Annotated in this window: 21 protein-coding genes; 11 read left to right on the top strand and 10 right to left on the bottom strand. The window is 36.0% G+C overall.

The window, feature by feature from the left end; translation table 11 throughout:
• Window positions 1-15 precede the first annotated feature (15 nt).
• The 8 genes from rpsD (at window position 16) to N2Z72_03920 (ending at window position 7,716) form a co-directional block, all read left to right on the top strand.
• Window positions 16-621 carry a 30S ribosomal protein S4 gene (gene rpsD / locus N2Z72_03955; protein ID MCX7696834.1) on the top strand — a complete coding sequence of 202 codons (606 nt, stop codon included), beginning with the start codon at window positions 16-18 and terminating at the stop codon, window positions 619-621.
• Between the two features lie 8 nt (window positions 622-629).
• Window positions 630-1,625, top strand: coding sequence for a DNA-directed RNA polymerase subunit alpha (locus N2Z72_03950; GenBank protein ID MCX7696833.1), 996 nt, complete (start codon window positions 630-632; stop codon window positions 1,623-1,625).
• Window positions 1,626-1,627: 2 nt separating this feature from the next.
• Window positions 1,628-2,158 carry a 50S ribosomal protein L17 gene (gene rplQ, locus N2Z72_03945; protein MCX7696832.1) on the top strand — a complete coding sequence of 177 codons (531 nt, stop codon included), beginning with the start codon at window positions 1,628-1,630 and terminating at the stop codon, window positions 2,156-2,158.
• Window positions 2,159-2,231: 73 nt separating this feature from the next.
• Complete coding sequence (eno, locus tag N2Z72_03940) at window positions 2,232-3,524, top strand: phosphopyruvate hydratase (GenBank protein ID MCX7696831.1); 1,293 nt, start codon at window positions 2,232-2,234, stop codon at window positions 3,522-3,524.
• Between the two features lies 1 nt (window position 3,525).
• Window positions 3,526-4,257 (top strand): DUF1295 domain-containing protein, encoded by a 732-nt coding sequence (locus N2Z72_03935; GenBank protein ID MCX7696830.1) that lies wholly within the window; start codon window positions 3,526-3,528, stop codon window positions 4,255-4,257.
• Window positions 4,258-4,268: 11 nt separating this feature from the next.
• Window positions 4,269-5,373, top strand: a protein-coding gene (gene prfB / locus N2Z72_03930) for a peptide chain release factor 2 (protein MCX7696829.1) whose coding sequence is annotated in 2 segments (ribosomal slippage) — window positions 4,269-4,331 and window positions 4,333-5,373 — 1,104 coding nt in all. Because the reading frame shifts where the segments join, the coding sequence is not laid out codon by codon here.
• A gap of 46 nt (window positions 5,374-5,419) precedes the next feature.
• Window positions 5,420-6,370: an L-threonine 3-dehydrogenase gene (locus tag N2Z72_03925; protein ID MCX7696828.1), complete on the top strand. Its 951-nt coding sequence runs from the start codon at window positions 5,420-5,422 to the stop codon at window positions 6,368-6,370.
• A 134-nt stretch (window positions 6,371-6,504) separates the two neighbouring features.
• Entirely contained in the window at window positions 6,505-7,716 is a 1,212-nt protein-coding gene (locus N2Z72_03920; GenBank protein MCX7696827.1) for a pyridoxal phosphate-dependent aminotransferase, read from the top strand.
• 173 nt (window positions 7,717-7,889) lie between these two features.
• Here N2Z72_03920 and N2Z72_03915 read toward each other — a convergent pair whose 3' ends face one another.
• Genes N2Z72_03915 through N2Z72_03880 form a run of 8 tightly spaced genes read right to left on the bottom strand, consistent with a single transcriptional unit; the run spans window position 7,890 to window position 19,578 of the window.
• On the bottom strand, window positions 7,890-8,687 hold the full coding sequence (locus tag N2Z72_03915; protein MCX7696826.1) for a DUF364 domain-containing protein: 798 nt from the start codon (window positions 8,685-8,687) through the stop codon (window positions 7,890-7,892).
• Window positions 8,684-9,418: a hypothetical protein gene (locus N2Z72_03910; GenBank protein ID MCX7696825.1), complete on the bottom strand. Its 735-nt coding sequence runs from the start codon at window positions 9,416-9,418 to the stop codon at window positions 8,684-8,686. The genes N2Z72_03915 and N2Z72_03910 overlap by 4 nt, the downstream gene beginning before the upstream one ends.
• A gap of 10 nt (window positions 9,419-9,428) precedes the next feature.
• A complete protein-coding gene (locus N2Z72_03905) occupies window positions 9,429-11,081 on the bottom strand; it encodes a S8 family serine peptidase (GenBank protein ID MCX7696824.1) in 1,653 nt (550 codons plus the stop codon).
• Entirely contained in the window at window positions 11,078-13,222 is a 2,145-nt protein-coding gene (gene rnr, locus N2Z72_03900) for a ribonuclease R (GenBank protein ID MCX7696823.1), read from the bottom strand. The genes N2Z72_03905 and rnr overlap by 4 nt, the downstream gene beginning before the upstream one ends.
• Window positions 13,209-14,207 (bottom strand): class I mannose-6-phosphate isomerase, encoded by a 999-nt coding sequence (locus tag N2Z72_03895; GenBank protein MCX7696822.1) that lies wholly within the window; start codon window positions 14,205-14,207, stop codon window positions 13,209-13,211. The genes rnr and N2Z72_03895 overlap by 14 nt, the downstream gene beginning before the upstream one ends.
• A 3-nt stretch (window positions 14,208-14,210) precedes the next feature.
• Complete coding sequence (locus N2Z72_03890; GenBank protein MCX7696821.1) at window positions 14,211-14,705, bottom strand: WbuC family cupin fold metalloprotein; 495 nt, start codon at window positions 14,703-14,705, stop codon at window positions 14,211-14,213.
• Window positions 14,702-18,505: a C25 family cysteine peptidase gene (locus N2Z72_03885; protein ID MCX7696820.1), complete on the bottom strand. Its 3,804-nt coding sequence runs from the start codon at window positions 18,503-18,505 to the stop codon at window positions 14,702-14,704. The genes N2Z72_03890 and N2Z72_03885 overlap by 4 nt, the downstream gene beginning before the upstream one ends.
• A 32-nt stretch (window positions 18,506-18,537) precedes the next feature.
• Window positions 18,538-19,578 carry a hypothetical protein gene (locus N2Z72_03880; GenBank protein ID MCX7696819.1) on the bottom strand — a complete coding sequence of 347 codons (1,041 nt, stop codon included), beginning with the start codon at window positions 19,576-19,578 and terminating at the stop codon, window positions 18,538-18,540.
• 92 nt (window positions 19,579-19,670) lie between these two features.
• Here N2Z72_03880 and N2Z72_03875 point away from each other — a divergent pair, with 92 nt between their 5' ends.
• The 3 genes from N2Z72_03875 to N2Z72_03865 all read left to right on the top strand — a co-directional run bounded on the left by N2Z72_03875 (window position 19,671) and on the right by N2Z72_03865 (window position 24,212).
• Complete coding sequence (locus tag N2Z72_03875; GenBank protein ID MCX7696818.1) at window positions 19,671-20,189, top strand: hypothetical protein; 519 nt, start codon at window positions 19,671-19,673, stop codon at window positions 20,187-20,189.
• A 6-nt stretch (window positions 20,190-20,195) separates the two neighbouring features.
• Window positions 20,196-22,997, top strand: coding sequence for a gliding motility-associated C-terminal domain-containing protein (locus N2Z72_03870; protein ID MCX7696817.1), 2,802 nt, complete (start codon window positions 20,196-20,198; stop codon window positions 22,995-22,997).
• A 72-nt stretch (window positions 22,998-23,069) separates the two neighbouring features.
• On the top strand, window positions 23,070-24,212 hold the full coding sequence (locus N2Z72_03865; GenBank protein ID MCX7696816.1) for a hypothetical protein: 1,143 nt from the start codon (window positions 23,070-23,072) through the stop codon (window positions 24,210-24,212).
• On the opposite strand, the gene N2Z72_03860 is transcribed toward N2Z72_03865, so the two are convergent.
• Window positions 24,209-25,051 (bottom strand): SDR family oxidoreductase, encoded by an 843-nt coding sequence (locus N2Z72_03860; GenBank protein MCX7696815.1) that lies wholly within the window; start codon window positions 25,049-25,051, stop codon window positions 24,209-24,211. The genes N2Z72_03865 and N2Z72_03860 overlap by 4 nt on opposite strands.
• 4 nt (window positions 25,052-25,055) lie before the next feature.
• On the bottom strand, window positions 25,056-26,711 hold the full coding sequence (gene recN, locus N2Z72_03855) for a DNA repair protein RecN (protein ID MCX7696814.1): 1,656 nt from the start codon (window positions 26,709-26,711) through the stop codon (window positions 25,056-25,058).
• Between the last annotated feature and the right edge of the window lie 51 nt (window positions 26,712-26,762).

The raw sequence follows: 26,762 nt of genomic DNA, 5'->3' as shown, positions 1-26,762 counted from the left end.
AAATCTTTGTGAATTATGGCAAGATACACAGGACCTCGTTCGAAAATTGCAAGAAAATTCATGGAGCCCATCTTTGGGTATGATAAACATTTTGAAAGAAAAAAATACCCTCCTGGACAACATGGATTGGCTAGAAAACGAAAGAAATTGTCCGATTATGGATTGCGTTTAAGAGAAAAGCAAAAAGCAAAAAGTATATATGGTTTATTAGAGAGACAATTCAAGAGATTTTTTGAAGTTGCTTCTCGAAAACATGGTGTAACCGGTATTGTTCTCTTGCAATTACTGGAATCAAGATTGGACAATGTGGTGTATCGATTAGGATTTGCTAAAACAAGGAGACAAGCAAGGCAGCTGGTAACTCATAAGCACATCGAGGTAAATGGCCAGGTGGTTAACATTCCTTCTTTTCTTGTAAAACCGGGGGATGTTGTTTCAGTTCGAGAAAAATCAAAAAACCTTGATATCATACTACATGCCGTGCAGGGTCACAAAAATACTTACAGTTGGCTTGAAGTTGACACTCAAAAACTGACAGGAAAATTTATGAATTATCCAGAACGCGAGGCCATTCCTGAGAATATTAATGAGCAATATATCGTTGAATTCTATAGTAAGTAAAATAAAATATGGCAATATTACATTTTCAGAAACCAGATAGGGTCATCCAATTAGAACAAAGTGAATCAAGAGGTGTATTTGAAATGAAGCCTCTTGAGCCAGGTTATGGTCAAACCGTTGGAAATGCTTTAAGAAGGGTTTTGCTCTCTTCTCTTGAAGGATTTGCCATAGTCGGGGTGAAATTTAGTAATGTTTTACATGAATTCTCAACCATAGAGGGTGTCGTAGAAGATGTGGTTGATATAATATTAAATCTGAAGCAGGTACGAATTAAACGTATCATTGATGGTGTTAACAATGAAACTGTTAACGTTGTAATCCATGGCCAAGAAGTTGTGACTGCTGGTGACATTGCTAAATTTTTCAACGCTTTTGAGGTAGCCAATCCTGACCATGTGATATGCCACCTCGAACCAAAAGTTAAATTGAATTTTTCACTCGATATAGCTAAGGGAAGAGGATATGTTCTGGCAGAAGATCTAGCACCCGCTAATCCTCCTGTTGGATATATTGCCATGGATGCTATTTTTACTCCTATACGTAATGTGAGTTACAAAATTGAAAACGTTCGAGTAGAACAGAGAACAGATTATGAAAGACTTTTATTAACAGTTGAAACAGATGGAACTATTGATCCCGCCACTGCCTTACAAGAAGCAGCTCGGATATTAATTCAACATTTTTCTCTTTTCACAGATGGCAAATTTGAGGTTGAATTACTGGAAAAAACTAATATGATTGAAGAAGAAGAAGAGGATATTGCTGTCATGAGGAAATTACTTAAGACAAAACTGGAAGATCTTCATCTAAGTGTACGGGCTCTCAATTGTTTACGTGCAGCTGATATTGAAACACTGGCAGATTTGGTTGTATATAACAAATCTGATCTTTTAAAATTCAGAAATTTTGGCAAAAAGTCACTCACAGAAATTGAAGAATTGTTAAAATCTAAGAATTTACAATTTGGCATGAACATATCCAAGTACAAACTTGAAAAAGATTAGTCATGAGACATAAGAAAAATTTCAATCATTTAGGTCGAAAAAAAGAGCATAGAGAAGCTCTTCTCAAAAATCTTGCAATATCTCTTATATTGCATAAGCGAATAAAAACAACTCTGCAGAAAGCTAAGGCTCTTAGAAGTTTTGTAGAACCTATCATTACTTTGACGAAAGAAGACAGTACACATCATCGTCGAATGGCTTTTAAGTATTTGCAGAACAAGGAAGCTGTAAAAGAACTTTTTCGAGTTGTTGCTCCTAAAGTTATGAACAGGCCAGGTGGTTACACAAGAATTTTAAAACTAGGTAACCGAATTGGTGATAATGCCGAATTAGCTATGATTGAACTTGTTGACTTTAATGAATTGATTCAAGCTAGTGAAGGGACCCAAAAAAGTTCTACTAGAAGACGCAGAAGAAAAAAATCAACTCAAAAAGAAACTAAAATAACTCAACAAGATGCGAAACAAAGTAATATTGAGGAAAAGAAATCTACATCTTCCGAAAATGGTGAGATGAAAAAAACTGAAGATTAATTGAAGTAAAAATATTAATTTTGAAACAGGATACTTGTTATCCTGTTTTTTTTTATTAAATAAAAAGAAATATATGAGTGCGATAAAAAGAATTTATGCTCGTCAAATTCTCGATTCGAGAGGTAACCCAACCATAGAAGTTGAAGTGTTTACTGAATCCAATTTTTTTGGAAGGGCTAGTATTCCTTCTGGTGCATCGACTGGAAAACATGAAGCGCACGAATTGAGAGACGGTGATAAATCATATTATTTTGGTAAAGGTGTTTTGCAAGCAGTTCAAAATGTAAATAAAATCATAGCTCCCGAATTACAAGGAGTGGATGTCAGAGAACAGAATTTGATCGATCAAATATTAATTGAATTAGATGGTACTGCCAACAAGGGAAGACTTGGCGCCAATGCTATTTTAGGTGTGTCTCTTGCGTGTGCAAAAGCTGGAGCTCAAGCTTCAGGCATGCCACTCTTTAGGTACTTGGGTGGAGCAAATGCTAATACGCTTCCCATTCCCATGATGAATATTTTGAACGGTGGTGCTCATGCAGATAATAGTGTTGATTTTCAGGAATTTATGATTATGCCTATCAACGCTACAACTTTTGCCGATGCTTTAAGAATGGGTGTTGAGGTGTTTCATCAGTTGAAAGCAATTTTAAAAGAAAAAAAATTGGCAACTTCGGTTGGAGACGAAGGAGGGTTTGCTCCAAACTTGGAGAACAATGAGGAAGCTGTCAAAGTCATTTTGCAAGCCATAGAAAAAGCCGGATATGAGCCAGGAACTGATATTGCATTAGCTTTAGATATTGCAGCAAGCGAACTGTATGATCCAAAGGAAAACAAGTATATCCTTAAAAAATCATCTGGTGATATGTTGACATCGTCGGATCTTATTTCCCTTTATAGAAGCTGGATAGAAAAATATCCAATTCTATCAATTGAGGATGGTATGGCAGAGGATGATTGGGAAGGATGGCAGAAACTTACTGCTGAATTAGGTGATAAAATCCAACTTGTTGGCGACGATGTCTTTGTTACCAATATTGAAAGATTAGCATATGGAATAGAAAATGGTATTGCTAATTCTATACTTATCAAGCTAAATCAAATTGGAACTGTTTCTGAAACTATTCAAACTATACAGGTAGCTCACCGCTATGGTTATTCGGCCATCATCAGTCATCGGAGTGGAGAAACCGAGGATACTAGCATATCGGACCTTGCTGTAGCTATGAACACTGGTTTAATTAAAACAGGTAGTGCTTGTAGATCAGAACGTGTAGCTAAATATAATCATTTACTTAGAATTGAAGAATTGTTGGGCTCTTCTGGTTATTATTTAGGCAAAGACTTCCAGTATTACCATTATTAATATGTCTCTCTATAGTCAATTTGTTCGAGAGGGTAACATGCTCTTTCGATATAGGAGTTTTATACCGCTGATTTTATTTATTGTAGGTGTACCTTTTTTGTTATTTGAACGTTCAGACTTTGGGAATTATCACAATTGGCTATGGGGTTTGACTTGTTTCAGTATTTCTCTTTTAGGGCAGTTTATTCGTTTTGTTGTTCTTATGCAAACTCCTGCTGGAACCAGTGGTCGAAATATTGAAAAGCAAGTTGCTTTATCGCTCAACACGAAAGGAATATATTCGGTAGTACGGCATCCCCTTTATGTGGGTAATTTTTTTATGTGGCTCGGTTTAATCATCTATGCAGGAAGCATAGAATTTTTATTATTCTCCATAGCTTTTTTTTGGATTTATTATGAACGTATTATGTTTGCTGAAGAAGAGTTCCTTCGTGAAAAATTTGGAAAAGCCTTTGAGCAATGGGCAGAAAAAACCCCAGCTTTTTTTCCATCTTTCAAGCATTATGAGCCTACAAAAACAGTGATCAATTTAAAAAGATTCGTACGCCGTGAATATCATAGTATATCTGCTCTTATTATTTCCTTTATTGTTTTGAATTTTTTAAAGAATTTTTTACAAGATAGGCAATTTTTTATTGATAAAGAATGGATCATAGCCTTGCTGATAGTTTTACCAACATACATTTTGTTTCGTATTTTAGTAAAAAAAACCACTCTTTTTCAGGATAAATAAAATTATACATTATGGCAGGTAAAGAAGAATTTTTTTCCCTTAAGGAACGCATTGAAGCGTTAAGGAGGTATCTTTAACATAGAACAATATCAAGATGAAATTCAAAAGCTTGAGCAATTGACCATAGCTGATGGTTTTTGGAACGATCCAAAGGAGGCGGAAGGGATATTGAAAAAATTAAGTGAAAAAAAATCCTGGGTTGAACGATTCCAAAATGTTATTGAAAAATTTGAAGAACTGAGTATTGCATGGGAATTTTTTCAGTCTGATGAATTGTCTCAGGAGGAGTTTGACGAAATTTATCAACGAACTTTAAAAGAAGTAGAAGATTTGGAATTTTTCAACATGTTAGGCGAAGAAGAGGATAAACTTGGAGCATTGTTGACGATTAATGCGGGAGCAGGAGGAACTGAAAGTCAGGACTGGGCCCAAATGCTTATGAGAATGTACTTGCGATGGGCAGAGGAGAAAAAATATAAGATAGAAATTCTCGATTTACAAGAGGGTGACACGGCTGGCATTAAATCTTGTACATTGGAAATACAAGGAGAATATGCTTATGGTTATTTAAAAGGGGAAAGTGGAGTTCATAGGCTGGTAAGAATATCTCCTTTCGATGCAAATCAGCGACGGCATACTTCTTTTGCTTCCGTATATGCATATCCTTTAATAGATGAAAGAATTGAGATCAACATCAATCCAGCAGATCTCGAGTGGGATACCTTCAGGAGTTCTGGTCCTGGAGGACAGAACGTTAACAAAGTAGAAACAGCAGTGAGATTAAAACATATTCCAACTGGTATTGTGGTTGAATGTCAGGTCACTAGAAGTCAGTTTCAAAATAGAGAAAAAGCTTTGCAAATGCTAAAATCAAGGCTTTACGAGTTGGAACTTCAGAAAAAACGCGAAAAAATCGAAGCTATTGAAAGCTCAAAAAAGAAAATAGAGTGGGGCTCTCAAATTAGAAATTATGTACTTCATCCTTATAAATTGGTGAAAGACTTGCGTACCAATGTTGAAGTAGGAAATGCACAAGCTGTACTGGATGGAGAACTAGATACTTTTATCAAAGCATACCTTATGATGTATGGAAGAAAAAATTCCCAGTTAGGGTAGTATTGTGGAAAATTCTATATTTGCCAACAATTTTAAAGGAAATATTATGAGCAAATATTTAATTATTGGTGGCAGTGGCCAGATTGGTTCAGAATTAGCTCTTAAACTTGCTGAAATGTATGGTGATGACCAGGTTGTTTTAGCATCTCGAAAAAGACCGACTAACGAAAAGCTTCTTAAGTTTTCCTACGAGGAACTCGACGTTAGAAATAGAGAACGACTGAGAGAAATCTGTACGAAGTATAAGATTGAAATAATCATTAACATGGCAGCTATTTTATCTGCAGCAGGGGAAAAAGATCCACTTTTAGCATACGATATTAATTTGAATGGCTTAATTAACGTATTTGAAGTGGCACGTGAATTAGGATTGAAACAAGTTTTCAATCCCAGCTCAATTGCTGCTTTTGGTCCAACAACTCCACGAGTCAATACTCCTCAAAGTACAATTCTTGAACCTACTACCATGTATGGAATTACCAAAGTGGCCGGTGAATTGTTGGGCGATTATTATGTTAGAAAATTCGGATTGGACGTGCGTGGCATGCGGTATCCTGGTATTATTAGTTATGAAACATTACCAGGTGGTGGTACGACTGACTATGCCGTGGAAATTTTTTACGAAGCTGTTAAACACAAACGTTATACTTGCTTTTTAAAACCTGATACTCGTCTTCCCATGATGTATATGCCTGATTGTTTAAAAGCCACTATTCAGCTAATGGAAGCTGATTTTTCAAAACTTAAGCATCATAGTAATTTTAACGTAACAGCTATGAGTTTTACTCCTGCTGAGCTTGCCGAAGAAATTAGAAAGCATATTCCAGAATTTGAAATTTCCTATGAACCCGATTTTCGTCAGGATATTGCCGATTCATGGCCTCAAACCATTGATGATAGTGCTGCTCGTGACGAATGGGGGTGGAATCCAGATTATGACCTTGCTTCAATGACAGAAGATATGTTGTATCATATCAGGAAAAAAGTTTTAGGGTAAATTAAATTTGTCTACAAAAAACTGATTTTCGGTTTTTATTTGCTGTGATTAGTATAAATTTGTATTTTTTTATTAACATATAACTTGTACATTTAAATAAATGTTTACATTTGTTGAAATTTAAAAAAATGGAAGTGGCAACGCGACCCTTGATTGCAGAAAGAATTTTGCAAATTGAAGAATCAGCCACGCTGGCAATGGCTCAGAAAAGCCGTGAATTACAGAAGAAGGGTATTGACATCATTAATCTTAGCATTGGAGAACCTGACTTTTTTGTTCCCCAGTTTATTAAAGAAGCTGCCATTCGAGCCATTGAAGAAAATTATAGTTTTTATCCTCCTGTAGCTGGATTTCCTGAATTGCGCGAAGCTATAGCAAAAAAACTATTACGTGATAATAATTTAGTCTATTCACCTGACCAGATAGTCGTTTCGAACGGAGCAAAGCAAGCTATTGCTAATGCTTTTTTTGCTATTCTCGATCCTGGAGATGAAGTAATAATTCCTGCACCATATTGGGTTAGTTATACGGAACTTGTCAAATTGGCAGGCGGTGTTCCTGTTATTATCAACAGTTCTATTGAAAATGAATTCAAGATTTTTCCTGAACAAATTGAAGAAGCTATTACTAGCCGAACAAGAGCTTTTATTTTTAGTTCACCTAACAATCCATCCGGACTTGTATACTCAAAAGAAGAACTGAAAGAATTTGCACAAGTTTTTGCTAAATATCCTGACATTTACATCTTATCAGATGAGATTTACGAGCTTATCAATTTCAAGGGAAAAACAACATCAATCGCTGAATTTGAGGAAATACATAAACAGGTCATAGTTATTAATGGTTTGTCGAAGGCTTTTGCTATGCCTGGGTGGCGTATAGGTTACAGCGCATCCAATCCTGTCGTTGCTAAAGCTATTCAGAAGGTACAAGGACAAATGACATCAGGTGCAAATACCATAGGACAACGAGCTGCTATTGCTGCACTGGAACAGGACCCTGAGGCTTCTCCAGACTTACAAAAAATGATAAAAGCCTTCCAAGAAAGAAGAGATTATCTTGTGCAAAAACTTATTGAGATAGAAGAAATGATTCCTAACCATCCTGATGGAGCTTTTTACGTCTTTCCTAATGTAGAACTTTTATATGGTAAATCTCTCGATGGCTTTACTATTCTAAATGACAATGACGTATGTATGTACTTACTCAATGAAGCTCATGTAGCATTGGTTCCTGGTTCATCTTTTGGTAGCCCTGGATATATTCGTTTTAGCTATGCTACCAGCATGGAAAACCTCCAAAAAGCAATGGAAAGAATTGAAAAAGCTCTAAAAAAATTGCATTAATTTAATTCGGTGATTTGATCGTGAAAGTTTTGGGTTACTTCAATGTATGTGAAAATTAAACCCGTGAGCTATTTAGCTAAAATTTAAGACCTTAGAGAAGAAGATAATATATTTCCTTTTGAGGAAAAGCGGTGGAAGAATATTTGGTGGTTTTTGTGAAAAAAAATGAAAAATCAACGTAGGGTTAAGACAATTTTTTTCAAAGCTTTTAGTTTGAAATAAGCAAAACCGGGTGCTCCCAGCAAGGTAAGCTTTTTAGTACGTTTAGGTGATAAGACGACCGAACCAGCAATAAAGTGTATAGGGTAACCAGCTAAAACCTCTGGAATACCTCCTGCTGTTAGACCTGTAAGCACATTAATAGCAAAAGGGCTAACGTAATGTATAATTTCCTCCAGTGTATTGTTGACAACGGTTGAACCCGTGATGATATTTACATCACTGTGAAATATCTTTTTTTTCCATTCATCTGTATCGAACAAAACAATTTTGTGTTGGTGTTGAGGTGCAACGTGCTGAGGATCTTTTTCAATGACTGTCCAATTTAATTCCCAATCATCAAACAAGTGAGCGTAATGCTGAAAATATCCTACCATGGTAACTACCTTTCCCTTGAGGTCAATTAGTTCGACAGGATCCTTTTCAATAAAATCAACAGATTTTGAATCAATCTGTTCTTGCAACCATGCGTTTGCAAGAGCACAAAGAATAGAATTAAAGTAAGGTGTTTGCTCAAGGTGTTCAAGTAACCACTGTACGGTAGGACGCTTAAATGCCTTTAAGAAAAGGATTTGTTCATGAGATTGAGTACAACAATGCTGATGCTCAGTCAGGGCAATACCCCACCACTTGTTTTCGAGGGAAATTAGCGTGAAATTTCGTCCTATCAAAAGATAACTAATTTGCTTTTGGGCTAGGAAATTGTTTGAAAGAATAAATTCAATGTATTGATGGATAATATTTTTTTTCACGAATTTTTAGATTTACTAGGTAAACTAAGTTGATAAACAATGCCTAAAGCCCATCGAGGAGGTTCTAATTTATTAGAAAATTCAGACGAAAGCAAATTACTTGCTCTATATTTAAGGTAGGCAAAAAATGATTTAAAGCCTAGGCGGATACCATAACCGTACTGCCAATCATTTGCAATGCCTTGATAATTCTTGACTTTCACTGAATAAATTTCTTTGCTTATATGATCCTTATAATATTGTCTGCGCATGATAGGATAACCTCCCCAAATGAAAAAATCCACGTACTTTCCTAACGTATTACCTCTTTTGGGATCAAAATTTAGGCGTATGTAAAAATTACCTTCTAAAAGCCCTGTCCGTATTGATTGTCTTCGGTGTGAAAAAACATCAGGGAAAATTTTCATGCTATCATTGAGGTAGATGTAACCGTAAATTGCATAGTTACTGGTAAGTCCTGTGGAAAACCAAGACGTAATCCGCAATTTATAGATATAACCCAAGGTGGGTTCTAATGTTCCCAATGGAGAAGTGGGTGCAAGAAGTGTTTTATGAGTAGTGATCGCAACTTGGAAGCCATACATGGCGGCAAAATAGTGTCGTCCATTTTGACCAACAATGGGTACTTTTTTGTAGGGAAAATGAACTTCCTCACGAAAATATTTAGATTGTGAAAACAGTCCAGCAAGTGCAAAAACAAAAAGAACATTTACCAAAAGTATTTTTTTCATATGAATCGGTTTAAAATTTATATTCAAAATATTGATTGTGGTAAAAGCATCGAATAACTTCTCCTTTTTTGAATTGGTTTATTGGATATGAAATGGTTTGAACGGATGAAACAGGATAAGCTTCATACCATTTGAGTATGCCATTGGTACCCTCGCAATGAATGTAAAAATAACGATCCAAAAAAGAAGTATCTGAAGTGACCGAATTGGAGAAAGGAAGTTTATTCTTTAAGATAGTAAATGTGATAGAATCAGATGTTGTTTTCACGTCGAATGATTGTGTTGTTGTATCAAGTTTAAATGCTTTACGAGCGGTAGGTATACCATAGCCGTGAGCATAATCAAAATAAGGATATAAATGACCGCTTTCTCTTAATTTTTGGTAAAGTTGGGAGGAAGTCGTAGTGCTGTCTGCCGATAATAAACAGGCAGCAAAACCAGTTACAAGTGGTGCAGCAAAAGAGGTACCTGCTGCATAAGTGGATTTGCCATTTTTATTAATGGTATAAGCCCATCCGGCAGCACAAACATCAGGCTTGAGTCGCCCGTCTGCTGTGGGACCTCTGGAGCTAAAATTAGTGGCAAGCATATTGTCAGGACCTACCCCTCCAACTGAAATAATGCTATCAGCATCGGCTGGAGCGCCGATGACATGCCACGCCTTATTTCCATCGTTTCCGGCAGCATTAATTACCAGAATACCTTTTTTCATTGCTTTGGCTGCAGCTTTACTAATCAAGGTAGTTTTACCATCCATCTGATATGGGAAGTATCTATGATAAGTATAACCTAAACTACTATTGACAATGTCGGCACCTAGTTGGTCAGCCCATTCTAGAGCTGCTATCCAATATATCTCTTCAGCTTTTACTTCTGGAGCTATTTCAGTTCTCGCCAATAAGAATTCAGCATTTAAAGCTATTCCATGGTAATAAAATTGAAAGGTATCTATTGCTTCATTTCTTTCCCATGAACGTGCCGTAGATTTTTTGACAGGTACCAATCCAGCAATACAGCTTAACACCATAGTACCATGTTGATTATAATCATATACAAATTCTTTTTTCTTTCGAAAATCGTAGGTAGCTATAATTTTCTTTTTATCGCGCAAATGTTTAAAAGCTAAAATTGTATCAACCCCAGGAAATCCTGCATCAAAAACAGCTATTCGAACATTCTGTCCTAAAAAACCCGAGTCTAAAAAAATATTTGCATTCATCATAGAAAGCTGAGTCATAAAATGTTGAGAATAAAAATCAAAGTTCAATGTATCGTTAATGCTAAATTGAATAGAATCAATAAATGCGGGTTGGACTTCTTTAACAAATGGAAAAGAAGTAATTTGTGTAATTTGCGATTCATTAGCATAGATATATACTGCATTAAACCATCGACTAGGATAGATGACAGAGTCGCAAAGATTTCGAACAGATTCAATATATTCAGATTTTACTGGAATATCATCGTAATCGTACAAAGCAATGTGATTTCTTAGACGGCGCTGAATTGCCTTTTTATCAAAAAAAGAATAGGGGTCGAAATGTGTTGTATCTTTCTCGGTGAAGAAGACCCAGTAAGGCCTGGCATAATTTTCTTGTCCATGAAAATGCTTACACCCAAAAAAAATTAAAATAAAAGTTATTAGTGAAATTAATCTTCTCATATGATGAGTATTAAATTCATGTGTTTTCGGGAGATATCAATACTTTTAATTTTGACAGTGACTTTGTCTCCTATTCGATAAGTGGTTTTATAACGTTTTCCGATGACCATGTAATTATCTTCATCGAGGTAATAATAGTCATCGGTCATATCTTCTAGACGCACGAGACCTTCTGCTTTACTTTCTTCTAGTTCGACGTAGATGCCCCATTTGCTGACACCAGAAATAACGCCTTTGAATATCTTCCCAATGCGTTCGGACATATACTCCATTTGTTTTAACTTAATGGATTCTCGCTCAGCTTCTGTAGCTTTCTGTTCCATTTGGCTACAATGTTTGCACCAGGCTTCGTATTCTTCTTGGTTTACAGAAGGCAATCCTTTCATATAACGTTCTAGAAGTCGATGTACAAGGATGTCTGGGTAACGACGTATGGGAGAAGTGAAATGGGTGTAATAATTAAATCCCAGTCCGTAATGGCCTATGTTGTAAGTACTGTAAATAGCTTTTGCCATGGTTCGGATAGCTACGGTTTCTATGAGATGTTGTTCAGGTTTTCCAGCTACTTTTTCAAACAGCTGATTGAGAGAATGAGCTATTTTTTTTCGAGAAGTTAGTTGCAGTTTATAGCCAATTTTGTTTAGATATGCAGCAAAAATAGTTAATTTTTCTGGACTGGGTTCATCATGAATACGGTAGACGAAAGTTTTTGGATGATCGATTGATAACTTTTGTACTTCTTCTGCGACGGTTTTATTAGCAAGTAGCATGAAATCTTCGATAAGTTCATTTGCTTGTTTTTGTTCTTTGATGAAGATTTCAAGAGGTTTACCTTGTTCATCCAGTTTAAATTTTATTTCTTGAGTTTGGAAGTTAATAGAGCCGTTTTTAAGCCGTTGTTCTCGCAGTCTGCGTGCAAGTTGATTGAGTTGTAACAATTCTTCTACAAGATCACCTTCGCCTGTATCAATAATTTGTTGAGCTTCTTCGTAAGTAAAGCGACGGTTCGATCGAATGATGGTTTTACCAATCCAATAGTTTTTAATTTGAGCTTGTTTGTTCATGGTGAAAACAACAGAAAAGCATAATTTATCTTCATGAGGATTGAGTGAACAAATATGATTAGATAGTTTTTCTGGTAACATAGGAAACACTCGATCGACAAGATAAACCGATGTTCCTCGTTGATATGCTTCTTTGTCAATAGCTGAATTGGGTTTAACATAGTGGGTCACATCGGCAATATGGACACCAACTTCAAAAAGATTACTGTCTAGTTTACGAAAAGAAAGAGCATCGTCAAAGTCTTTAGCATCTTCCGGGTCAATAGTGAAGGTTGGTATATTTCTAAAATCTCTTCTTTTCTTAATTTCATGTTCGGGGATTTTTTCGGGAATTTTTTCAGCCTCTTTAAGGACTTCTTTCGGGAAAGTAAGTGGAAAATCATAATTGGCAAGAATACTCTTAATTTCAACATCATTGTTACCAGGTTCTCCAAGAATATGGATGACTTCAGCAATGGGTTGTAGGGCTTGATCAGGCCAGTGAGTAATTTTGCAAATAACTTTTTGTCCGTGTTTTGCACCGTGGAGATTTTCTTTAGGGATGATGAAATTGACGTGAATGTTTTGGTCGTCAGGAATGAAAAAAGAGAGATTTATAATTTTGCTCTCAATAACTCCAACGTATTGTTTGTGTTTACGTTCGATGACCTCTAATACTTTACCTTCAGGTTTTTTATTTTTACGTCGGGGAAGAAGTTTAACAAGTACCTTATCTCCATGCAGGGCTTTTCCTAAAAATGGGGGTTTAATTAAAATATCTCCCTCATCGTGAAGCACATAACCTTTGCCAGAGGCTGTAATTTCAATAATTCCTTCAACAGTTGTTGAAAGTTCGTCTTCATACAAATTCATGTTGAGTTGATATTTACCTCGTCCTTTAGTCAGAATTTTTTTTTCTTTTATCAATTCATCTAAGTAGTAAAGAACAATTTCGCGTTCTTTCTTTTCTATTCCTAAAATGTGAGCAATTTGTCGATAGTTGTAAATACTATAAGGGTTTTGCTTAAACAATCCGAGAATACTCCATTTAAGAAACTCCTTGTCATTATTCTTTTGTTTATTTTTAGCTTTCTTCATATGATCTATAGATTTCAAGAATTTCAGAACCTTGTTTGCTGTAAAATGAAATTTCATCTAAAGAGGCGGGGATCAGTAGAATTTCTCCTGTATGAAGATGATCAATCATGTCTTGATATTGAAAAGAGATCATCCCTTTAACAACAACCCAAACTACAAAGGAATCTAATCCAAGATAATTTCGTGCCAAGACTTTGCTAGCTGGTAGGAGAATTTTATTTACATTGAAAAAATGACTATGAAAAATTTTTTCAATTTCTTCGCTTTTCTTGTGAGGTTGAAGGAGGCCGTGATCAGTATCTTGCACATTTATAGTCATAAGAGCCTCTTCAAGATGTAATTCACGTGGACTGCCATGTTCGTCTTTTCTGTCCCAATCATATATTCTGAAGGTAATATCTGACGGTTGTTGAATTTCAATTAAAGTAATTTCCGGACCAATAGCGTGAACTTTTCTGGCTCTAACAAAAAACATATCACCTGATTTTGGATAAATCTTATTAAGCATTTCAGGAAATCGATGATCGCCAATGTATTCTTGTAAGTATTGTTCGGAAAATAAGTTAGAAAAACCATTTAATATGAAAGAAGAAGGGCCTGCCTGAAGAATATACCACATTTCATTTTTACCCCAACGATAATTGCGAAGTTGTTGTGCGTACACGTCGTCTGGATGAACCTGAATAGATAATGGGCTAGCAGTATCAATCATCTTTATCAGTACGGGCATTTGTTCGCCAAAGTCGATAAAATTTTTCTCACCAATGAGGTCTTCCATGTATACTTCAATCAATTCACTCAGCTCGTTTCCCTGGAGATGACCATTGATGATTAAATTACTCTTACCTTCGATAGCAGAAACCAGCCAAGCTTCACCGCATTTGATAGGAACTTGGTAACTTGGATAGTATTTTGCTATGTTACGTCCACCCCATGGTTTTTCAAAAAAGAGGGGGGCTAGTTTAAGAGGATATAATTCATACATAATTCAGTAAATCTCTGGAAAAATAATATTTAGGTGATGCAATAGGTTTTCTAGCCATTGCTTAACTTTATCTTTTTCAGTTGAAAGTGGAGCCCATGAAGCATGAATTCTTTCGTCATTATCACTGATATCTTTGCGTTCTTTTATCTCCATAAGAACAGTACTCACCTTTAGAGGGATAATAGTGTGAAACTTTTGAGGATTAACCACAAGTCCAAAAACATTATTTTCTTGAGAAAGGAGGTGTTTATTTTCAATTTGTCCGTTTTCTGAAAAAACTATTAGAATGGCTTCACCTCTCAAAAGAATCAATGTTTCAGAAATAACATTGTCAGGATGTTTGTGTGGTGCTATGTATGCTCCTGGTTCAAAGCCGATAAGAGCTTGATAAATACGGTTACTTGCCTTATCTGAAAGAACATAATGGTACTTTTTCTCAGCCGATTGCTTTGCTTGCGTTGAAATGGTTTGCAAAAGTTCTTGATCGATAAGTATCATCGTTGACTAATTTTAGTAAATGGTATAATAGCAGAGTTTTCAGATTGAACGTGAATTAAATACAATCCTTCATTCCATGAATTGACAGGAATGGTCATATGCTTTTGTTCAATAGTAGAAAGATAGATAATTTTTCCTGTCAAGTCTCTGATAAGTATTAAACCATTGATGCTGTTTTGAAAGTAAATATGAAGTTGATCCGAAACAGGATTAGGGTAGATAATACAAGGAATGTTAGGATTAAAGTTAGAAATGCCGCTGTAAATTATCACATCCATGGAGATACTATCAATACCACAACTGTTCTGCTGAATCAACGTAACAGTGTAGACTCCGTAGGAAGAATACACATGGACAGGGCTAATTTCATTGGATGAAGTTCCGTCACCGAAATGCCATGTGTATTGGCCATTGCCAATACTGGTATTCGTAAATATTACCGTATCACCATGAACCTCATAGGTAAAAGATGGTTCAGGAGAATAATCAATATTGACGTGTATAGGAACGAAATTACTGGAACAAATTTTTTCAACATTCCAGTTATAAAAATAATAATAGTATTTAAGTTCATAATTTGAAGCAGTGCTCCTTATAATTGAAATAACACTGTCGATTTGGTATGGATAAGGTAAATCAGGACCAGTGGTTGAACCATTTCGGTAAAGATTTGGAGCAGCAGGTCCACAAAGCTGCAAGTTATTACCCACGGGAATATTCATATTCAACGTGATAATTTGTTCGCCGGACGGAATATTTACTGTGGTGGATGTAAGGGTATTTCCTTGACTATCTTTCAGTTTGATGGTTCGATTACCACTAGATCCAGCATAAACCTTCACGGTTTTAAGTGTTACAGGTTCATAGCAATTGAAGATGAGGCAGTGCTCGTTAGTGCTCGTGTAGTACCCACCTGGTCCACTATTGTCAGGTTTACCTCCTGTGTAATTATAAATATTTTGATTTAGGACGTAGTATGTGGTTGAAGTGGTTAGCAAAGGGGTTACAAAAGTGTCTCCTTCAGCTAATATGTTTGTCAATGTTGAATCGTACCAAATAAGATTCGAACCATTTGCAGTAAGAACAAAAGAAGTGGGGCCACAGTGAGCCGTATCATTGACAATTGGGTTACTTGCACCGATAATGATTTCAAGGGTTTTTTGGTCTTGTCCACATACACTTGCCGAAGCTGTAAGTGTTACGTTATAATCTCCTGGAAGTTGATAAATATGTGTTGGGTTGGGATCATGGGAAATTTGCCCATCACCAAAATCCCATACATATTCAAAGGCGTGCAGACTTTGATTGGTAAATTGAATGGTAGCTGGACTATAGCAAATAGAGTTAGGATTGTAAGTAAAATCGGCAACTATTGTTGCATTTTCAGCAAAATATTCCACACATATGGTGTCGTTGGATAAATTCTGATCAGTTCCATTATTAGGTGAGCTCACATAGAAACAGACTTCATGACTATTTTGTTGAAGAGTGAATGGTGAAAGGAAAACTGTGTCCTTTTGTTGGCTTTGTAAACTTCCTGTCCATACATAATTTTGATATGGAACACCATCAATGGTGTACGAAATGGTGAGTTGGTTGAGAGTAGAAATACCTTTATTTTGAATAACAACCTTGGGTGTAATAGCCTGATTAAAACATGGATAATAAGAGTGAGGTTCAATAATGGAATGAAGTTTGGCGTCAAGGTTAAAAAGAATTTCTTGAACTGGTTCTTTTTTTATGTAAGGGATTTTGTTTTGCTTAGTAGCCACGATTAAGACAGAATCGTTAGTAGATAGGGGTGAAAAAGTAAGAGTTACTGTGTTTTGATGTAGCGAATACTTACTATCAAGCAAAATTCCATTTTGAGAGATAGCAACTAACGTATAAGGTTCTGTTTGTACAGTCAGTTGACTTTGATCAATCATGATGGGGGTAGCATATGATACATATAAAGATTCGGGTTTGGAATAATAAGTCATGACAGAAGGATCTCCCATGAGATGATAAATCTCCCAGTAATATTTTTTTCGTGTTGAATTGGAGGCTTGAACTGCTAAATTACCGGCCATGATCATTTGGCCATTTGTTACAAACCATTCGTTATAAGGCTCTCCATGATCATGGAAAGTCCGATCATAAGCTCCCAATCCCGTTCCATTGTATGTGGGGTATTCTACAATGTTGGTTGTATAGCCGACAGCCCAAAAGTAGTCTTCATCCCAGTAGCTGTAATCTGATGCTCCTATATAACCCACGGCTCCTTTTCCCTGAGCACGAAGAAGAGTTTCACCAAAACAGGAATTTTCTTCAAATTTATTGGACTGACAACAGTTTCCAACAAGCAAACCAAACTTGTAATTTTGAGGTAGCGAGGCAACCTGCGATGATGAAAAAACCGGATCTGCCCATCCACTTGAACTACAATGAGCAGTATAATTAGCAAACCCAACTCCTTTCCCAATTTTGTTTACCATATCAGCATCAACCCACGGCTGATTACTGGTAGGGTATAAGTAAGTATGAGAATATATCCCGTGACCAGGTTCAAAGTAGTAGGTTGTTCCATAGTTGATTTGTCCGTTAGCATATACTTGTGAATAGGTTGCATCTACACCTGCCACCATGACGACTGTGTCGAGATAATTTTTTGATGGAAGAGTGTATTTTTCATACATCAAAGTTTTTTCAATTTGAGGGATAAGTTGGTTAACGTTTTGTGCGCTAAATCTTCCATAATAGACATCTGGAAGATAATCAGAAGAACCATCATAACAAGCAAAATAAAGATCGGTTACATGGGTGCCAGAAGATTGACTACTAAAATTGGGGATTTGTTCGACATCTCCTACTAGAAGCACATAAGTAGGAGCAGGGTCGTTCGAATTGCCTGCGTTATATAGATTTTGAAGATAATTTTTAATGCTCGTAGCAGTATTTCCAACTGAAGGCATGTCTGTGTAAGCTTCAATCACTGTAAATCCCTTTTCTTTTTTCCATTGAATAAAAGGTTGCAAAGCAGATTGGAACATTCTATCAGCTACAATGACAAATTTGATAGGATATTTCGATATCACATCCTTGTTCATTGATTTATCATCATAGTTAATGAGTTCTTTAAAATATCCTTTCCATGCAGGACTGTATAGATTGTTTTTTCTTTCGCTGTACTGTTGGAGTTCAGTTGAAGAAATTTCAAAATGCACAATAAATTGAATAGAAGTGGTTATTCGTAAAGAATTTCTTTTAGGGTTATATTGAAATGGAGAAATTATCAGTGTTCCGATGTTTACACCTCGTACGAATCCTTCATCTTCCACATGAATTAAAGGATATGAGAACCATTCGTCTTTTTGATAGAAGAGTGAGTCATAGGCAAAAATTCTTTCATCCGGGGAAGTGCATTTGCACCACGATGGTTGAGAGGGGAAAAGTTTTCCAGTAAATCCTGAGTCGTTTAAGTTGAATTCCTGAAATTGATGTTCTACTATTTCAATGTAAAAAGAAGCATTACCAGGAATTTCAATAAGTTTATTAAAAGTGGGAAGCATGGGTTTCCCTACATCATAGCTTAACGTAAAACCATCCGCGGAAAGGAGTGTAAATGAACGTTGATTAACAGTAACGGAGCTTAATTCAAAATTTGCTAGGCGAAAAGTGGCTTCGAACGAATAATCAGAAATAGAGTTGACTTCAATATTGTTGATTTCGCCCTGAGTAAAGAAAAACTTTTTTTGCTGGGCAAAAGCATGCATCGAAAGCATGCATATGGCAAAAAACAAATACAGATAGCGTTTCATTTTTTTTCAAAGATAATATTTTTTTGGAGAAGTTAGAACCTAAGACCCGTATGAATAAATGCAAAATTCTGATTGAGCAATGTGTTTCTGCGAAAGCTAAAAGATATTTTTATGTTGCGGATGGGAGACCATTCTAATCCTACAAGATATTGAGATTCGATGGTGGGAGAAAGATATTTAAGAAATATGTCATTTCGCAAAACGAACAAAATTGTTGGTAAAATGGTTCGGTGTATCAAATAAGCACTAAGCATTTGAACAGAAGGTTTTACAGTGAAATGTGGTGATTGCATGATATGAACAAAATCAACTCCCACGCGCTTTAAGATATCTTCATATTGAATAAAAAGATTGAAAGCCATTCGGTGTTCATTTGTTGAAGAAATAGGCTGGTAATCGACATAAGCTTTAAATGACCATAATTTTTTTTCGGATGTTTGAGTTTCATAGACTGTCATAAAACTGGTTAACAAAGAAGAAGATGTGTCTTGTTGGCGAAATGGTCCATCACCATTCAAAACCGATAAACTAAAATACCATTTGTCGTTTTTTGAACGTAAGCCTAAGCGTACACCAAAGTCTGCAGGATTTCCAAGCTTATAAAATTCTTGCATTGTGGTCATGAGGTACCTTTTGCCCCACTTATTATCTTGAAAAGAGAGATATTGATCTCCTAAGAGTTGACCAAAGGAAAAATGCCATTTTCTTTCAATCGGAGATAATCGTATTTCAGCCATTTTTAGATAGGCAGTATAATGGCTTCCTTCAACGTAAGAATTAATCCCTGAACTATCAGTGTATTCGAGCCGTGTGGTCTTGGTTACATCGTACATGATGATTCCGTTTATTTGCCAGTCGAAGTTTGTAATGCTTTTTTTCAAACCAATGATTCCTGTTGATAATCCGAATCCCTGGTGTGGTTTTGCTTTGTGACGAAATTCGTAAAAACCGTAAAAATGTATATCTCCCCATGCTTGAATGGGATCGTCATTTCGTGGGATAGTATCTGCCTTTAATGACAAATATGCTATGAACAAAATAAAAATGAATACTAATGATTTTTTTTCATTCATCAAAATGAAGTTTTTTTTATTCATCAAAATTAAGTTTTTTTGCATTAAACTTTTTTTCATAATTTTGGTCAAAATAGCGAGTAAAAAAGGGGATGCGTTTTAAATTTGTTCTGATTCTCTTTGCTATTGGTTTAAAAGCCCAGGAAGTTCCGAAGATTTGGGTCGATACATCATATCATCTTATCAATGAGCCATTTCATTTCGACAGCTTGAATATAAGTCTTATTCCTCCTGCATATTTTCAGCCTTTTTTTACTGAAAAACAAGTGGGTTTTATTCATCGTGGATCTGGTTCCACGATTGAAATTAAGATCATTCCCGATGTCTTATATCCCTATGTAGTGAAAGGGATGACAAAAGAAGCACTTTCAAATCAACAAGTTGTCTTGAAAGATCATACTGAACTGCTAACCAATGAAGGAAAGCCAGCCGATCTTTTTCTACTTGGTTTTACTTTAAAATCAGGGGATTATACTATGGAATTTGAACGATTGATGTTAATAACTGGTGATCTTAAAAAGACTGTCATAGTCATAGCTAATTATCCAATAGTTGCGAAGAAAGTTTTATTTCATGTATTAAAAGAGAGTTTGTTAACCGTTAATTTTTAAGCTGGTATGACAAAACGATGGTTTTTATATTTTTTTGCTAGTGTAGTTTCAATAATTAGTTTTTCGCAGACTCATATTATTTCTCATCAGATTGATTGGGAAACCACCAATCAAAACATGTGGGGGCCCAATGGAAATCCGTGGAATATTAACATGAACATCAATTTGTTCAGTGTTGATTACGACGATTCTTTTACTTTCGGAGACATTCAAAATATTTTTGGTGGTCAGTTCGGAGCTGAATTTGATGTTGATGCATGGTTTCATCTTGGTTCTGATTTTGTCATTTCTGGTTTTACAACAGGATATGTAGATGTGGGTTATCCTGTTCAAGTCAATCTTGAAGTTCCTAACGACAATACATTTTGTCCCGGTGATACGGTTGAAATTAAATCCTCATATTCTGTCAGACCTGGTTGGTATTTGGATACGCATTTTCCCTCGGCTGGTGTTATAGGTTTGTATCTTGATTTTGGCTTTTCTATGGATATGGATGCTACTATTTGTGTTTTTACTTGTACTGATTTCAATGTACTTACTCTTAATGTTCCTAGGGATACCATTCCTATTGTGGAGTTGAATACCATCACTGGGGTGTTTTCTTATCCATGTGTCAATCCTCTTGGATTTCCTCCTTTCACCATTTGTCATAACAATTTTCTTCCCATTACATTTACGGTACCTGCTATTGGTTTAACAGGTAGTATCACCATTCCTTATGTAGAAACGGAAGATTGGTTGGAAAATGCAGGTCCGTGTGAAAAAAATCTTTACGCTGCTGGCGATTGTACGTGGGTGAATTTGGAAATTGATGTCATACAACTGCTGAGTTCCATTGCCACCCTTATTCCTCCTCCAACTGGGCCTGCTATTCAACAGTTTCTTGCTAATCTGAATGGAAGCATCAATATCATGGGGGTTGAAATTCAATATAGCTTATTTTCAGCCTATTTTACCATTATGAGTACTATGCAGCAGGATTTCTCTTTTAAACCAACAATCTGGAATACCCTCCATTTTCCTCAACCCGTGGATTATTTTGTGGCGGATCCACATAATGGAAATCAGATAGTTGGCTCTGGTGTTTCCAATCAAATAAAATATAAAGCGTGCCACAATTTGTACTTTAAATGGCCATGTCATGGTGTGAGTCAAATGGACATTCAACCTGCTTATTCTTTGAATAATGATTTTACTAATCACACGTGGGACAGTATCAGTTTTGATTTTACTATCTCAGCATTAGAGTTTTGGATTAACATTCCTTTTTTCAAAAGCATGCCTGAATTTGAAGTTCCACCTATTTGTTTGGACTTGCCTCAGGACACAACCATTACCTCATCAACTGAAAGGTTATGTTTTTCATCTCAAACATTGCCTGCAGTACGGAATTTTCCTGAGGATTTAGTCATTCATATTGGGCCGCTCTTTAGTCATACTTGGCCTTTAGGTTTTATTCCAATTACATGGTATAACAACACATGGGAACTTGCAGGATTTCATGATACGTTAATGCCATCGTTTACGATGAGAACAAACTGTCCTGCCTTGGCCATTGATCACATGGACGTTGAGCAAATTAAGTGTTATGGCGACTCGACAGGTAAAATAACCGTCTTTATTACAGGTGGGGTTCCACCTTATACTTACCAATGGTCAAATGGGTATATCGATAATAATACGAACAATACCAATTCGTACATTGATCAACTTTCCCCAGGTTGGTATTATGTTACTGTCACTGATCGAAATGGATGCTTTGTAATAGATTCTGCCGAAATTTTTTATATGTACCCACCGCTTGCTGTAGATACGAATATTAAGCATATCACTTGTGTAGGAGGTAGTGACGGATATATTCATTTGATAGTTACAGGTGGCGCTCCTCCTTATTCTTATCTTTGGTCACCTCCTAATTTAAATTCACCTCAAATCAATAATCTACCAGCTGGTACATATACATGTACTATCACTGATCAAGTGGGATGTGATACGGTGGTCTCTTATACACTCATAGAATTACATCCCTTACCAACCATCAATGTCGTTGCAAATCCTACGGTTGGTTGTCAACCACTTGAGGTACAGTTTCAAGAAACGTCACCCGATGAGGGACAGACTTATTTTTGGGATCTTGATGAAGGTGAGCATTTTAGCCTTGACAAAAACCCATTCTTTATTTACACTAAGCCGGGGAAATATGATGTTTTTATCGTTGTGACTTCCATTTATGGATGTGTAGATTCTATGCGTTTTCCGGATATGATTACCGTTTATGAAAAGCCTATAGCTCTTTTTGAACCTTTTCCACGATATCCTGATCTTGCAAACAATGTCGTTACTTTCTTTAATCAAAGTACCAACACATTCCAAAGTGAATGGCATTTTAGTGATGGATCTGTTTCCTTTGAAACTCATGCCGTACATCATTTTAGTGACACAGGATCGTACTTGGTTACGCTTTATGTAACTACTGAACATGGTTGCAAAGACACAGCTGAGCAAATCATATACGTTAAAGATATTTATACTATTTTCATGCCGAGTGCATTTACACCTGATGGAGACAATATCAATGATGAATTTAGACCGATTGGTCACAACATCAAAAACGAAGACTATCTCTTACAAATTTATGATCGTTGGGGTAAGATGATATTCCAATCTACTGATGTTCAAAAAGGATGGAATGGAAAGCTATCTGATGGTCAAAAAGCTCCTTCCGGCTTTTATGTTTATCGACTCAGATTCAAAGATATGGATGGCTTACTACACTATATAAATGGTTCTGTTTACCTTTTAAGATAATAAAATTTTAATCATTTTAAAAGTTTTTTTATAATTATTTTTGTATATTTGTTTATCATAATTTTACTTACTATGAAAGCATTAATTTTATTTCTTTTTTGTTGCCTTTCCTTGGAAATTTTTTCGCAAAGTATAGGGATTGGAGAAAACATTTTTGTGCCTGATCCCAGTGCTGGTCTTGAGATTCAGTTTACCAATAAAGGTCTGCTTATTCCCCGCGTAGACTTAAGTTCAACAAATGATGCTTCCACCATTAGCAACCCAGCACCCGGTCTTTTGATTTACCATAATGGTTCTGCTGGATTGCCAAAGGGATTTTATTACAATTTCGGCACATCGGCATCACCTCAATGGACAAAATTTGCAGAAATTAGACCTAATAATGCTGATATGTGGTTAATAGGTGGTAATGCCAACACTAATCCAGCTACACAATTTTTGGGGACAACCGATCCTAATGATTTTTCGATAAGAACCAATAATATTGAACGGATGAGGTTAACTTCTGCTGGCCACGTAGGAATTAATACTTCAACACCTATTGAGAGGCTTCAAATTCATAATGGTAATTTGTATTTAAGCAATAATAATAACACGCCAGGGCAAATTATTCTTGCCGTTCCTTCAAGCTCTGGAAATTATGTTACTTCTATCACTGCTGGTATGCAATCAAATAATATTCAATATGTTTTGCCTGGCAGCTTAACACCTACTATTCAACCTATGCATTCACTTCTTCAGTCTGATCTTAGTGGGAATCTTTCTTGGCTAGACAGGAGAGTTTTTTCTGATGTTGTCGTAAAACCTACTGATGAAAGTATTGTAAATTCAACCGTCTTGCAAAATGATGATCATTTGACTTATAATCTTGCACCCAACCAAAGATATTTGATAGAAGTGTATATGATAGTTAATACGATAGGTGCAACTACTCAAGGCATACGAGTTCAGGTAAACATGCCGGCCGGAGCTACTGCAAACTGGTCAAGTGAGATTATAAGAGATAATGGTAGTCCGCGGGTTTTCAATACTGCCACTACTGCTTTTCCTCATATAGCAAGCATAGCATCAGTTCGTATTGTTCGACTGGTTGCTATTGTCAATACTAGCGGGGTAGGCGGTGCTCTTACTGTTCAATGGGCTCAAGGCACGGCCAATGCTAATGCAACTGTTGTAATGAATGGCTCTTACATGAGGATAGTTCAAATTAATTAATGATTGTTTTCTTCGCAATAATCGATACATGAAAAGCATTTACTCATGAGGCGGTCGGAAATGCCCATAGAACTAAATCCGCCATCGTGGAAAATGTTTTGCATCGTGATTTTTCGTGCATAATCACTAAATAAAAGGACGCAAAATTTTGCACAATCCTCTGCTGTAGCATTTCCAATAGGAGACATGCAATTACTTAAAGAATAAAATGCATCAAATCCTTTGACACCTTTGCCAGCAGTGGTCTTAGTGGGCGATTGACTAACACTATTGATTCTGACTTTTTTCTTGATGCCATAGTGATATCCAAAGCTACGGACGATACTTTCGAGCATAGCTTTTGCTTGAGACATGTCGCTGTAACTTGAAAAATGACGTTGGGCCCCAAGGTAACTTAATGTAACAACTGAAGCATATTCCTGAAGAGCATCTTTCTTATAAGCTACCGAAAGAATTTTATGAAGGGATAAAGCAGAGATATCGATAGTTTTCATGAAATATTCGTAATTAAGTTCTGGGTAGGGGATATTTTTCCTTACATTGGGCGACATACCCACAGCGTGTAAGATAAAATCCAAACCAGTGCCAAAATACTTCAATGTTTCATCGAATAAGTTTTCAATATCATCAAGGGAAGTAACATCAGCTGCTATGATTATTGACTGAGTTTGCTCGGCAAGTCGATAAATATCTCCTTTGCGAAGAGCAATATCATGATTGCTCAGAACGAATCGACCACCTTCTTCGAAAACTTGCAAGGCCACATGCCATGCTATACTATTTTCGTCCAAGGCACCAAATATGATGCCCTTTTTGCCTTCAAGTAAACCGTATCCCATACTTTTACATATTTAATAGTTCTCGTGCCATTTCCATTGTTTTTTTCGATATTCCTTTGTTAGCTAGTAAGCGGGCTAAAGCTTCAACTCGCTTTTCACCCTCGACGTAAATGAATTCGGAAATACTGCCGTTAGAATCTTCTTTTTTGATGACTTCAATATGCTTGTCTCCTCTTGAAGCCACTTGAGGTAAGTGGGTGATGACGAATAGTTGATGGTGTTTTGATATTGATTGTAGCATATCGCCTACCTTCGCTGCTATTTCTCCTGAAACTCCTGTATCTATTTCATCAAAAAAAATAGTAGGCATCAAAGAATTGTTCAATATGTGTGCTTTCAATGCAAGCATGAGTCGAGAAATCTCACCACCAGAAGCAACTTCACTTAGTGGTTCCAATTTGCCTGTTCCATTTGCATCGAACAAAAAAACCACTTCATCCATTCCATAGCGATCAATATTTTTTGCTGGTTTTATTTGAATGGAAAAGTTAGCTCTTGTCATCCCTAAATGTTGAAGTGTTTTAATGATGTTTTTTTCTACTTGTTCGCATACTTTCATTCTCTTTTGCGAAAGTTGGCTTGCATATTTAAGAAGTGTTTGATAGAGTTGGTCGATTTGTTTTTGAAGGTTTTCAATTTTAATCTGCTTTTCTTCTGCTTGTTTTAATTTAATTTCTAGTTCGTTTTTCAAAGAAAATAGTTCTTCCACCGTATTTTTTTTGTGTTTGAATAAAAGTCGTTGATATTCGTGCATTCGTTGTTGTAGTGATTCAAGCTGGTCTGGATTAGAATGAATTTTATCTAAAATTTTATGGATGGTATAATTAAATTCTTTTAATTCTATTTCTATACTGCGAAGCCTTTGAATATCGTCGTTAAAAGAGGGGAAAAAATTTGAGATTTGTTCTAATGCGTGAATAGTGTTTTTAAAAAAAGTTAATACGCTTTGATCTTTTTCGCTTAATCCGTATTTTATTTCTTCAAGAATATTACGGATGTTTTCGCTTTGCTCGAGCAATTGTATATTGTGCTCAAGTTCTTTGAATTCTTCCGTACTAAGTTTGGCCTTGACAAGTTCATCAAGTAGAAAAGCAATATAATCCACATCTTCGTCTTGTTTAGAAGAATTATTGATAAGATCGTTTAATTCTCGCTTTAGCTTGATCCATAATTGATATTGACTCTGGTATTCATTTAATACATCGGTTTGATTGGCTATGGAATCCAGTAAACGAATTTGAAATTCAGGGTGCGATAGAAAAAGAGTTTGATGTTGAGAATGTATATCGATGAGATGCTCACCAATTTCTTTGAGAAGACTTAAATTAGCAGGTGTATCGTTAATGAAAGCTCTTGAAGTGCCATTATATTTGATTTCCCGTCGAATAATTAGCTCATCCTGCAAATCAATATCGTTTTCCTTCAATATTTGATAGATTTCGTTAGGTAGATTACTAAAAACCCCTTCGATGATGCATTTTTGTGAGGTGTCTCTAATGACGGATGGATCTGCACGATGTCCCAGTAGAAGTTTAAGAGCATCAAGTAAAATAGATTTGCCTGATCCGGTCTCGCCAGTTAGAATTGTTAAACCTTCATAAAAAGGAATAAATGTTTCTTCTATAAGAATATAATTTTTCAAATATAATGATTTTAACATGGTCTTGCAAAATTATCCTATGAACAAAAATAAACTTTCAAAATGATACAT

Source organism: Bacteroidales bacterium, assembly GCA_026418905.1.
In the GTDB taxonomy this organism is placed as follows: Bacteria; Bacteroidota; Bacteroidia; order Bacteroidales; family DTU049; genus JAOAAK01.
The sequence above is the reverse complement of the archived record's forward strand: the minus strand, read 5'-3'. Positions and strand labels throughout refer to the sequence as shown.

Excerpts from the sequence above, each read along its gene's own strand:
- N2Z72_03890 (MCX7696821.1), bottom strand. The coding sequence starts at position 14,705 with ATGATACTTATCGATCAAGAACTTTTGCAAACCATTTCAACGCAAGCA.
- rnr (MCX7696823.1), bottom strand. The coding sequence starts at position 13,222 with ATGAAGAAAGCTAAAAATAAACAAAAGAATAATGACAAGGAGTTTCTT.
- N2Z72_03880 (MCX7696819.1), bottom strand. The coding sequence starts at position 19,578 with ATGAATGAAAAAAAATCATTAGTATTCATTTTTATTTTGTTCATAGCA.
- N2Z72_03875 (MCX7696818.1), top strand. The coding sequence starts at position 19,671 with ATGCGTTTTAAATTTGTTCTGATTCTCTTTGCTATTGGTTTAAAAGCC.
- N2Z72_03910 (MCX7696825.1), bottom strand. The coding sequence starts at position 9,418 with ATGAAAAAAATACTTTTGGTAAATGTTCTTTTTGTTTTTGCACTTGCT.
- N2Z72_03860 (MCX7696815.1), bottom strand. The coding sequence starts at position 25,051 with ATGGGATACGGTTTACTTGAAGGCAAAAAGGGCATCATATTTGGTGCC.
- N2Z72_03935 (MCX7696830.1), top strand. The coding sequence starts at position 3,526 with ATGTCTCTCTATAGTCAATTTGTTCGAGAGGGTAACATGCTCTTTCGA.
- N2Z72_03885 (MCX7696820.1), bottom strand. The coding sequence starts at position 18,505 with ATGAAACGCTATCTGTATTTGTTTTTTGCCATATGCATGCTTTCGATG.
- recN (MCX7696814.1), bottom strand. The coding sequence starts at position 26,711 with ATGTTAAAATCATTATATTTGAAAAATTATATTCTTATAGAAGAAACA.
- N2Z72_03925 (MCX7696828.1), top strand. The coding sequence starts at position 5,420 with ATGAGCAAATATTTAATTATTGGTGGCAGTGGCCAGATTGGTTCAGAA.
- rpsD (MCX7696834.1), top strand. The coding sequence starts at position 16 with ATGGCAAGATACACAGGACCTCGTTCGAAAATTGCAAGAAAATTCATG.
- N2Z72_03865 (MCX7696816.1), top strand. The coding sequence starts at position 23,070 with ATGAAAGCATTAATTTTATTTCTTTTTTGTTGCCTTTCCTTGGAAATT.
- N2Z72_03870 (MCX7696817.1), top strand. The coding sequence starts at position 20,196 with ATGACAAAACGATGGTTTTTATATTTTTTTGCTAGTGTAGTTTCAATA.
- N2Z72_03950 (MCX7696833.1), top strand. The coding sequence starts at position 630 with ATGGCAATATTACATTTTCAGAAACCAGATAGGGTCATCCAATTAGAA.
- N2Z72_03895 (MCX7696822.1), bottom strand. The coding sequence starts at position 14,207 with ATGTATGAATTATATCCTCTTAAACTAGCCCCCCTCTTTTTTGAAAAA.
- N2Z72_03905 (MCX7696824.1), bottom strand. The coding sequence starts at position 11,081 with ATGAGAAGATTAATTTCACTAATAACTTTTATTTTAATTTTTTTTGGG.
- rplQ (MCX7696832.1), top strand. The coding sequence starts at position 1,628 with ATGAGACATAAGAAAAATTTCAATCATTTAGGTCGAAAAAAAGAGCAT.
- eno (MCX7696831.1), top strand. The coding sequence starts at position 2,232 with ATGAGTGCGATAAAAAGAATTTATGCTCGTCAAATTCTCGATTCGAGA.